This window comes from Thermococcus sp. M36 (assembly GCF_012027355.1).
Classification (GTDB): Archaea; Methanobacteriota_B; Thermococci; order Thermococcales; family Thermococcaceae; genus Thermococcus.
In genome coordinates this window covers 1-607 of record NZ_SNUH01000042.1, presented here as the reverse complement: position 1 = coordinate 607, position 607 = coordinate 1, and the positions used below count along the sequence as shown (strand labels likewise).

The 607-nt window shown below is 31.8% G+C and carries 1 protein-coding gene; it reads left to right on the top strand.

Features of this window, described 5'->3' with window-relative positions; all coding sequences use genetic code 11:
* Positions 1-172 precede the first annotated feature (172 nt).
* A partial coding sequence (gene rsmG, locus E3E36_RS13495) for a 16S rRNA (guanine(527)-N(7))-methyltransferase RsmG (protein WP_206203617.1) occupies positions 173-607 on the top strand: 435 nt, incomplete at its 3' end.

Below are 607 nucleotides of genomic sequence, written 5' to 3'. Positions count from 1 at the left end.
TGGTTTACGCCTTTTAATACAAGCCATTATTTGGTTTTTTAGTATGAAGAAATTAAATGAAAAAGACTTATGGCCCTGGTTTTTATTCTTGGATATATGTATGTTTATTTATTACCTCATCTTTGTTCCTGCTTTATGGAAAAAGCCACAAAAAGGTTGGAGTTAATTAATTATGCATTCAATGGAAATTATTCTAAAATACTTCTCAGATTTTACTGAACAACAAATACAACAGTTTACAGCATTAGAAAATTTGTATAAAGAATGGAACGAAAAAATAAATGTTGTATCCCGAAAAGATATTGATAGTATTTATTTACATCATGTTCTTCACTCATTAACTATTGCTGCTATTGCAGATTTTCAACCAAATGCAAATGTGATTGATATTGGCTGCGGTGGCGGTTTCCCCGGAATTCCTTTGGCAATATTTTTTCCACAAGTGCAATTTCATTTGGTTGACAGTATTGCCAAAAAATTAAAAGTTGTTGAAGCTGTTTGTGAAGGTGCCGGCATTAAAAATATTACCACACAACATACAAGAGCCGAAGAAATTAAAAACAGAAAGTTTGATTTTGCAGTTAGCCGTGCTGTTGCACCTTTAAAA